Origin of the sequence: Megasphaera cerevisiae DSM 20462 (assembly GCF_001045675.1) — a bacterium.
Classification (GTDB): domain Bacteria; phylum Bacillota; class Negativicutes; order Veillonellales; family Megasphaeraceae; genus Megasphaera; species Megasphaera cerevisiae.
This window is the reverse complement of the sequence record NZ_LEKT01000104.1, coordinates 1-2,172: the sequence shown is the minus strand read 5'-3', so window position 1 is coordinate 2,172 and position 2,172 is coordinate 1. Positions and strand designations below refer to the sequence as shown.

General features: G+C 42.4%; 3 protein-coding genes. All 3 read right to left on the bottom strand.

Features of this window, described 5'->3' with window-relative positions:
- Positions 1–110: 110 nt before the first annotated feature.
- The 3 genes from AB840_RS15130 to AB840_RS15120 all read right to left on the bottom strand — a co-directional run bounded on the left by AB840_RS15130 (position 111) and on the right by AB840_RS15120 (position 2,144).
- Entirely contained in the window at positions 111–1,409 is a 1,299-nt protein-coding gene (locus AB840_RS15130; RefSeq protein WP_048515651.1) for an AAA family ATPase, read from the bottom strand.
- Between the two features lie 3 nt (positions 1,410–1,412).
- Positions 1,413–1,742, bottom strand: a complete 330-nt coding sequence (locus tag AB840_RS15125) for a DUF4406 domain-containing protein (RefSeq protein ID WP_048515650.1) — start codon at positions 1,740–1,742, stop codon at positions 1,413–1,415.
- 177 nt (positions 1,743–1,919) lie between these two features.
- Positions 1,920–2,144, bottom strand: a complete 225-nt coding sequence (locus tag AB840_RS15120; RefSeq protein ID WP_078791768.1) for a hypothetical protein — start codon at positions 2,142–2,144, stop codon at positions 1,920–1,922.
- Positions 2,145–2,172 lie beyond the last annotated feature (28 nt).

Sequence of the window (2,172 nt, the reverse complement as noted above, 5' to 3'; positions counted from 1 at the left end):
TTTCAGCGAATATTCGGCATCATTGTCATCCATAAACTTAATAAATATCCTTGAATTGAGATATTTAACACTTTTTATGGTCCATTTCTCAAACATATGCGTTCCTCCTTTTAAAATTTACCAGGCTGCCATGTGGGTTTAGGTGCAGCATCTACAATTGGCTGTTCCTGTCCTTTGATATATCCATCTTCAATAATAATGCTGCAGTCATCCCCGGCAGTTACCCGTGTTGCAATGACCTGCAGTCCTTCCTGCTCGAGCCAAGCACCAAACTCTTTCATGGTATCCACATCCATTTGCTCCAATTTATCCATCAAGACAAACCCGCAATTCGGATTCAACTGACGTATAATGGCAGTGGCTACTTTTAGCTGTTCAGATGCGCTCATGCAGTCCCATGCCTGATCCTTATAAGTGAGTTCACCATCTTTTACAGAAAGATCCGGAAGCGGCAGCGAGGCACCATTCAAGAGATTTATTTTTTCAGTGCGCTTGTCTTCGATAGCCTTGGATAATTCCTTGTATTGTGCTTCCGTTTCTTCGGCTTCACTGACAGCTCGTTTTTTGTCCTGATTAGCACGAACCTTGATGTTGATTTTGTCAATATTGGAAATATTTTCTTCCAGCTCCGCTGTATTTTCATCATGAAGATCTGCAGCCGATGTTTTTGCGGTAGCAAGGTCAATATCCATTTGATCCAACAAGCTTTCTTTTTCGGCCAATTGTCTGCGTAGTTCAGTAACTTGGGTAGATAGCGTTTGAAATGATTCAGAAATCTTCTGTACATTATCCCGCTTCCGTTGGTTTTCGCCGTTTTTAGCCAAGATAGCTTGCTGCTGTTTGATGAGATCCGACGCACTGATAGTTTCATCCGGAGCATCTTCATAATAGGGTAGTTCTTCGGCGCTACCCTTTTTCTTTTTGGCGATCCGTCCTACTTCTAATCGTTGGTTACTAAGTGTCTGCTCTTCCCGGTCAAGCTGTGTCAGCTCATCACCAATGCCGATAATACGCAATAAAGTATTCGCTTTGTCTCTGCCGTTCAGAGACATGAAATTAGGCAGGTCCAGTGCCAACTGTTCAATGAACTCATTGAGTAATTTCTGACCACCTTTTTGTCCGGAAGGATCAAAAACCTTAAGTTCACTATTCTTGCCTTTCCGTTCCACCACTAGACCATTACTAAGTTCAATGTGGATATGCGGCGGGATGGTGCTGCCAGTACGGGCGGCTTGGGATGGTTTTTTCTTATCTCCCCCCAACGCCCAAGCAATTGCATCCAATACGCTGGTCTTGCCTTGCCCGTTTTTTCCTCCAAGGACCGTCAATCCGTTTGCAGTTGGTTCAAGCTGTATGGCTTTAACGCGCTTGACATTTTCAATTTCAAATGAATTTATTTTTACTGTCATTACTTATTCTCCTTTCAAATATTTCATCAAACTCTGCGTATTGCAGAAATACCGCATGTTTAATTTATTTGCTGTTTCAAATTCTTCACGGCAGCCGGTACTTTCTGACCATATTCCAGTAAAAAACACAGCATCACAGCGTTTCATAATTTCAATTGCCGCGTCTAAATCCCGATCGTAGTTTTTAAAATCATATGGCCGGCGCAGTGCGTGCAACGGCGAAAAATACGCGGCATCTGGGAATGTTTCTCCAAGCTTTAAAATAATTTTATCTACAGCTGTGCGATTGTTTTCTTCACCACCGTAGGGATGACTGATATAAATTACTTTCATTCACATTTCCTTCTTTCTGTGATATAATTACATTGAAATAAATCTTTGCTTTAATCAGAAACCGTCTGCATGCCAGTGCTGACGGCTTTTTCTTTACCGTAAAACGAATTGATCGCACCATTTTTCGTACTCGCCCACGCTCCTTCTTGCTTGCAATGCAGGCATGCTCTTTACGTTTCAAATCATAATCATGCCGTCGCGGTACATTGCAGTGATAATCATGAGTACTCCGAAAAGCAAGGCGCCTAAGATAATTGCGAATGCCATAGCACGGTCGGCTTCATCACTGAGTTCTTGATATATTTCAGCTTGCCGCATGTAGCGGTCAAATTCCGGATCCGGTTCTTCAATGACTTTATTCTGTGGGTGCCTGGAGTTAATCCACGGCATTATCGTTTTCATTTTTATGCTCCTCTCTGTAATTCCGCAA